6 protein-coding genes are annotated in these 6,184 nt (G+C 63.4%); 2 read left to right on the top strand and 4 right to left on the bottom strand.

Going from position 1 to position 6,184, the window contains the following annotated elements:
- Together EN949_RS31855 and EN949_RS31850 are read left to right on the top strand one after the other, a co-directional pair.
- Window positions 1-756 (top strand): branched-chain amino acid ABC transporter permease (locus tag EN949_RS31855; protein WP_164782602.1); only part of this gene is annotated, 756 nt, incomplete at its 5' end.
- 42 nt (window positions 757-798) lie between these two features.
- Window positions 799-1,992 carry an ABC transporter substrate-binding protein gene (locus EN949_RS31850; protein WP_013533160.1) on the top strand — a complete coding sequence of 398 codons (1,194 nt, stop codon included), beginning with the start codon at window positions 799-801 and terminating at the stop codon, window positions 1,990-1,992.
- Between the two features lie 114 nt (window positions 1,993-2,106).
- Here the strand turns inward: EN949_RS31850 and EN949_RS37180 are convergent, their stop codons facing one another.
- The 4 genes from EN949_RS37180 to EN949_RS31830 all read right to left on the bottom strand — a co-directional run.
- Window positions 2,107-2,775: a nuclear transport factor 2 family protein gene (locus tag EN949_RS37180; protein WP_013533161.1), complete on the bottom strand. Its 669-nt coding sequence runs from the start codon at window positions 2,773-2,775 to the stop codon at window positions 2,107-2,109.
- Window positions 2,772-4,154 (bottom strand): aspartate aminotransferase family protein, encoded by a 1,383-nt coding sequence (locus tag EN949_RS31840; protein ID WP_127371389.1) that lies wholly within the window; start codon window positions 4,152-4,154, stop codon window positions 2,772-2,774. Before EN949_RS31840 ends, EN949_RS37180 begins: the two co-directional genes overlap by 4 nt.
- A 96-nt stretch (window positions 4,155-4,250) precedes the next feature.
- The gene (locus EN949_RS31835; RefSeq protein WP_127366649.1) at window positions 4,251-4,982 is read right to left on the bottom strand and encodes a LamB/YcsF family protein; all 732 of its coding nucleotides are present in this window, start codon (window positions 4,980-4,982) and stop codon (window positions 4,251-4,253) included.
- Window positions 4,983-4,994: 12 nt separating this feature from the next.
- On the bottom strand, window positions 4,995-6,184 hold a 1,190-nt coding region (locus EN949_RS31830), incomplete at its 5' end, for a molybdopterin cofactor-binding domain-containing protein (protein WP_164782601.1).

Here is a 6,184-nt window from a genome sequence, read left to right as displayed (position 1 = left end):
CTGCCGGGACTGCCCGAATGGCTGCTGGCGACCCGATTGCCGTACTGGCAATCGGCTACGCTGGCAGCATTGTTCGCCGCCCTCGCCGCTCTCATCTTCGGGCGGGTGCTGATGCGATTATCGGGCATCGCGGCTTCGATCGCGACCTTCGCGATGCTCGCCATGATCAACACAATTTATTCCAACTGGGAGAGCGTGACCGGAGCGACCTCATCGGTCGTCGGCATTCCGATCGTACGCGTGATCTGGCCGTATCTCATCGGCGCCGTGGTCGCGATCTTCATCGCCTGGGCGCACGCGATCTCCCGGTCCGGCCTGGCCCTTCGTGCTGCCCGCGACGAGCCCACCGCCGCCGCGGCTTCCGGTATCGACATTCCCAGGGAAAGATTGGTGGCATTCGTCATATCAGGCGCGGTGATGGGGCTGGGCGGTGCGCTCATGGCTCATTCCATCGGCGTGGTCACACCCGACACATTCTATCTCGGTCTCACCTTCATCACCCTTTCCATGCTCGTTGTCGGCGGCATGGGCAGCCTGTCGGGGGGTGTGGTGGGTGTCGTCCTGCTGTCCGCCCTCATCCAGGCGCTGCGCTGGCTGGAGGCAGGCGTATCGCTCGGCGAGTCCACTTTCGCCCTCCCGAAAGGGGTTCAGGAAATAGCCCTCGGCGTCATCATGATCGTGATCCTCGCGCTTCGCCCATCCGGACTCATGGGCAACCGCGAGATCACCTTACCCCGCAGCAGTCGCAACAAGTGACCGGCGGCACAAGCCCGACCGGAAAACAAAAAGGAGACGTGCATGACATACAAAATGAGAATTGTCGCAACCGCTCTGGCCTCGATGTCCATCGCATACCCGGCCCTGGCCGATGACAAGACCATCGTCATCGGCTTCGCCACTGCGGAGTCGGGCTTCATGGAAGCCTATGACAAGCCTGCGCAGGAGGCGGCCTTGATCCGCATCGACGAGATCAATGCGGCTGGCGGTCTGCTTGGAAAGCAGATCAAGGTCGTCAAGGCCGACACCAAGTCCGACCGGGCCGAAGGCGCCAAGGCGGGCCTCTCCGTGCTCGACCAGGGCGCGGATCTCGTGGTCGTCTCGTGCGACTACGACTTCGGATCGCCGGCTGCGCTCGCGGCCGAGGACGCGGGCCGTATCTCCTTCTTCCTGTGCGCGGAATCGGTCAAGGCCGGTATCCAGGGTGTCGGCCCGCACAGCTTCTCCGCGTCGGTGCTGGCGCCCGTGCAGGGCGCGACCATGGCCGAGTGGGCATTCAAGGAAAAAGGCGCAAAGGACTTCTACCGTCTGCTCGATACCTGGACGGCCTACAACAAGGGCATCTGCGACGGCTTCGACTGGATGATGCCGAAGCTCGAAGCCCAAGGCGCGAAGCTTGTCGGTGAAGACACCTTCAAGAACGAGGACGCCTCCATCGCCGCGCAGATCACCCGCATCAAGTCTCTGCCGAAGGAGCCGGATGCGATCATGCTTTGCACAATGATGCCGGGCGCTGTCTCGGCCATCAAGCAGCTTCGTGCCGCGGGCATCAACTCCATGATCCTGAATGGCTCGGGCGTCGACGGTAGCTATTGGCTATCCGCTGTGCCCGATCTGACGAACTTCTACGTCCCCGTTCAGGGATCGATCTATGGCGACGATCCCAATCCGGAAGTGCTGAAGTTCAATGCCACCTACAAGGCGAAGACAGGCGCCGATCCCTCGAGCCAGTATGTCTTTCCGGGTTACGTCATGGTCGACGTCTGGGCCAAGGCGGTGGAGCGTGCAGGCACGACCGATGCCGACGCCGTCGTCGCGGAACTGGAGAAGATGAAGAACGAGCCGACGCTGTTCGGGCCTCGTACCTTCACGCCGGAACTGCATCACCAGAACCAGACGCGGTACCTGATCGTCGAGACCAAGGCCGGCAAGCCGGGTGTTGTAGGCAACTGGACGATTTCCGAGCCGGTACCGATGGAAGCCTTGCTCAAGTAAGAAGATGGGCCGGGTAAGCCCGGCCCTTTCATCTTTTGAGGATCTTGCCTTTGGACAAAAAACGAGGGCGGCCCGCTTGGACCGCCCTCGTTGCCCGATGAATTCAGATTTTCGCTACCCTCGCGCTTTGCGGTAGGAATCCTTGAGCGCTATGAGCTCCCCCGAGAAAGCGAAGATATCGCAGCCGTCGACTTCGATTTGCTGCCCCGCTGCCGTGGTGCCGACGAAGCGCCATGATGAAAGCCCGGTGTCGCCCGTCACGACGTGCCGTCCTCTGGTCCACGCGGCCTTCGGGAAAGCATCGAACAGCGCTGCATAGGCGGCGCGCACGGCGTCACGCCCCATATGCTTGCGCCCTTCGGCATCGGGTCCAGCCGAGCCGTGGAAAGCGCAATTCTCAGCCATGCAGTCCATCAGCGCGCCCACGTCGCGGGCGTTCCAGGCTGCGAGGAACCGGTCGAGCACGGCGAGCCGCCTGGCTGCGAGGTCGCCGGCCTCAACGACCTCGACCTCCAGAAAGGCCAGCGGCGCATCGCCGGCATTGATGACGTTATGGGCCACACCCGTCCGCCGCGAATAGGGCACCCCTTGGGTGAGAGCGGCTTGCGCCTGCGCGCCGTCCGGACCTTCGAGACCGAGCTTGCCGTCCGTAAGCGGCACGATGACGTAGTCATGTCCGTGGATGTGCCAGCCGGTCTCGGCCCCGGTGGCAAAGCGCCATTCGGTGACCCGAAAGCGTTCGTCGTCGATATGGACGACCGGTTCGGCTTTCATGCGGGTCATTCGAGTCCCTCCTTGGCAACCGCACCGGTCAGGCGCTCAAGCGTCCGGCCCATGCGCGTCATGATTTCTTTCACATCGTCTTCTGTCGAGATCATCGGCGGGCAGAGCGCGAGCTGATCGCCGATGGCGCGGAAGATGAGGCCTTCCTCGTGGCCGATCCCTGCTGCGATACCCCCTGCGCGCCCAACCTTGGCGAAGGGGCGTTTCGTCGCCTTGTCTGCCACCAGCTCAACGGCGCCGATAAGACCGGTGCCCCGCGCTTCGCCGACAAGCGGGTGATCGGCAAATGAGCGGATGCCGGCCTGGAACGACGTCTCGAGGCGGGCCGCGTTTCCGATCAGGTCCCGCTCCTCGAAGATGGCCAGGTTTTCGAGACCCACTGCCGTCGCGACCGGATGACCTGACGCCGTGAAGCCGTGGCCGAAATTGCCGATCGTGGCGGTGTTGTCGGCGATCGCCTGATAGATCGCATCGGAGAAAATGACGGCGGCAAGCGGCATATAAGACGACGTGATTTGCTTGGAGACCGTCATGATATCAGGCGTGAAGCCGTATTTCTGAGCGCCGAAGGGCGTACCAAGCCGCCCGAAACCACAGATCACCTCGTCCGCTATCAGAATGATATCATTTGCCCGGCAGATTTTCTCCACGCCTTCCCAGTACCCGACCGGCGGTGGCAGAACACCGCCGGCTGCCATGAGCGGCTCTCCTATGAAGGCTGCGATGGTGTCAGCCCCTTCTTCGGCGATCACCGCTTCCAGCTCGGCGAGTAGGCGCGCCGTGAAGGCGGCTTCGTCTTCGCCTGCCATGCCGAAGCGATAGAAGTGCGGGCAGGTCAGGTGGCGAACGGGAATGGCCGGCAGATCGAAGTCGCGATGGTTGACCGGCAAGCCTGTCAGGCTGCCGGAGGCGACGGTGATGCCGTGATAGCCCTTGGTCCGTGCCAGGAATTTCTTCTTTTTTGGCCGGCCCAGCGCGTTGTTCATGAACCACATCATCTTGACGATGGTGTCGTTGGCTTCCGAGCCCGACGACGTGAAGAAGACACGCGTCAGGTTTTCCGGTGTCATGTCCACGAGTTTCTCCGCGAGCCGGATGGATGGCTCATGCGCCTTGGAGGAGAAGGTGTGGTAGTAGGGCAGCTTCAGCATTTGCTGATAGGCAGCGTCGGCCAACCGCTTTTCCGAAAAGCCGACGCCCACCGACCAGAGCCCGGCCAGCCCTTCGATGTATTCCTTGCCGCGTTCGTCATACACACGGATGCCGTCGCCGCGGCTGATGATCAGCGGCCCGGTTTCTTCGTGCTGACGCAGGTTGGTGTAGGGGTGCATGGTGGTGGCGATGTCGGCGGCGGCGAGAGAGTTGGAAAGCGCATCCATGGAAGTCCTCAGCGGCTTGGAGAAATGGTTCGGGCAGTGAGTTCGAGATAGTCCTCGAGTCCCTTGCGTGGAGCTTTCACGATTCGGGAGAGTGAATCATGGCAGGCCGTTGGAATGAGTGTCGATGATCCGCCGCATCAGCGCGGCGACGTCGCGCGCATTCGGCGGATCGGAGTGGATGCAGACGGTGTCGAAGGCGACCGGGCGGATCGTGCCGTCTGTCGTGACGAGTTCGCGTCGGGTAAGCGCCCCCACCATGCGGTGCTCGGCAAGCGTCAGGTCGATGGCCGACTGGACGCGCGGGATGATCAGGCTGCCGCCGGGAGCGTAGGCAAGATCGGGAAAGAACTCGCCCACGAAGGCAACGCCGAGTTCGGCTGCCGACGTCTCGTGACAGGTTCCCGCCATGCCGAAGAGAGGGACGCCGAACGGCTTGACCGCCGCGGCAATTGCCCGGGCAGTGTCGACGTCGTGCGCGGCCATGCCGTAAATGATGCCATGCGGCTTGACATGGCTGAGTTGCCCGCCCTCGGCGGCCAGCATCCCTGTCAGAGCACCGATTTGGTAGAGGAAGGCAGCTGTCAGTTCCTCCGGCTGAAGTCTCATTTCGCGCCGGCCGAACCCCTCACGATCGGGAAGGGAGGGATGCGCGCCGACCCGCTTGCCATGCGAAAGGGCGAGCCGCACGGTCTTCAGCATCGTCCATGGATCGGAGGCGTGGAAGCCGCAGGCGATGTTGGCGCAATCGATATGAGGCATGATGCCGGCATCGTCACCGAAGCGCCAGTTGCCGTAGCTTTCGCCCATGTCGCAGTTCAGGGTGACCATGGTTTACTTGCCTCAGCCCAGAGTGTTCAACGCCCAGCCGGGGGCGACGTGCGGGAATTCCGGCGGTGGTTCGCGCTCATGCAGCAGTCGAAGCACGCGCGGCGGCGTCAGTGGCAGCTGCCGCACCGGCTTGCCGATGGCGCGTGCCACAGCGCAGCCGATCGCCGCGCCCACCGCCAGGATCGGGACCTCGCCCGCACCCTTGGTGCCTAGAGGCCCCATCGACGGCGCGCCCTCGTAAAAGTCGGCGGCGACCGGAACCACATCCTGCGCCAGCGGCAGGCGATAAGTCTCGAAATCGTCCTGCGCGATGCATCCGTCGGCGGTGAGCGTCACCTCCTCGTGCAACGCATAGCCGAGCCCCTGTACCACGCCGCCCTGTATCTGGCCCAGGATGGCGCGCGGGTTGAGCGCGCGGCCGACATCTTGAACTACGCGATAGGCCAGCACCTCGACATGGCCGGTGTCTGGATCAACCGCCACCTCGGCCTCGTGAACGACGAAGACGGGAATGTCGAGCGCATCGATGAAATGCCCCATCGCGCAGCCGGACATTGCCGGAGTGTTCCTGGCGGTAAAGGCTCCGCTTCCGGTGATCGGGCCGGTGGTTGCCTGCGCATGGGCGACGACAGCGGGGATCGACATGCCGGAACCGGGAAGTCCCGTGATCTCGACACGACCGTCCCGCAGCACCAGGTCTTCCGGTCGGGTCTGGAGCATCTCGCCGGCGGTCCGCAGCAGCTTCTCTCGCACTTCCGCGCAGGCGGCGATGCTCGCGGCACCAATGGACACGGTGGTGCGCCCACCGCCAACGCCGACATCGAGACCGGCGGCATCCGTATCGGCTTCGCGCACGATCACCTGGTCGGGAGCAAGCCCGAGCTGCCCAGCCACGATCTGCGGCAGGGATTGCACCATCGTGCCGGATCCGATCTCCACACCCGAGGTGACCAGCGTTGCGCTGCCGTCGGCGTTCAAATTCACCGTCGCCGCCGAAGGCCCGACGAAAACGAACCATGTGCCGACCGTGGTCGCAATTCCATAGAGCCTGCCGTCGGCCTTGGCCTCTGATGTACCGGTGCTGGCGCGCAGTGTCTCCATGCGATCGAGCATCGGACCCAGCACGTCGGCCTCGAAAACCTGCCCCGTGGCACCGAGATCGCCATCTCCCAGGACATTTTTCTTCCGGAACTCTATTGGGT

Source organism: Mesorhizobium sp. M7A.F.Ca.US.007.01.2.1 (assembly GCF_003998165.1).
Taxonomy (GTDB): Bacteria; Pseudomonadota; Alphaproteobacteria; order Rhizobiales; family Rhizobiaceae; genus Mesorhizobium; species Mesorhizobium ciceri.
Note: the sequence above shows the minus strand (reverse complement) of the source record. Positions and strands in the feature narration are given on the sequence as shown.

Coding starts and splice junctions, on each gene's coding strand:
- EN949_RS37180 (WP_013533161.1), bottom strand. CDS start 2,775: ATGACCCGCATGAAAGCCGAACCGGTCGTCCATATCGACGACGAACGC.
- EN949_RS31835 (WP_127366649.1), bottom strand. CDS start 4,982: ATGGTCACCCTGAACTGCGACATGGGCGAAAGCTACGGCAACTGGCGC.
- EN949_RS31840 (WP_127371389.1), bottom strand. CDS start 4,154: ATGGATGCGCTTTCCAACTCTCTCGCCGCCGCCGACATCGCCACCACC.
- EN949_RS31850 (WP_013533160.1), top strand. CDS start 799: ATGACATACAAAATGAGAATTGTCGCAACCGCTCTGGCCTCGATGTCC.